Source organism: Amphritea pacifica (genome assembly GCF_016924145.1).
Lineage (GTDB): Bacteria > Pseudomonadota > Gammaproteobacteria > Pseudomonadales > Balneatricaceae > Amphritea > Amphritea pacifica.
In genome coordinates this window covers 1-255 of record NZ_JAFFZO010000235.1, presented here as the reverse complement: position 1 = coordinate 255, position 255 = coordinate 1, and the positions used below count along the sequence as shown (strand labels likewise).

General features: G+C 39.6%; 1 rRNA gene. It reads left to right on the top strand.

What is annotated here, in order from left to right:
* Positions 1–175: 175 nt before the first annotated feature.
* Positions 176–255 (top strand): 16S ribosomal RNA (locus tag JW499_RS22170); the annotation flags it as partial.

The following is a 255-nucleotide window of genomic DNA, read 5'->3' as shown; positions in this document are numbered from 1 at the left end:
CAAGCAACGCTCTTTAACAGACAGATCAGATAATTCGTGTGGGCGCTTGTTGAGATGAAGCACAAAAGCTTTATCAAAGTAAGCGACACCAAGTAAATTCATTTAAGTGTATTTGCAAGTTGTTTAAGACTTTGAGCTAGATTTATATATGTCAATTTCCGGCATATTCTGATTAAAACTGAAGAGTTTGATCATGGCTCAGATTGAACGCTGGCGGCAGGCTTAACACATGCAAGTCGAGCGGTAACAGAGAGT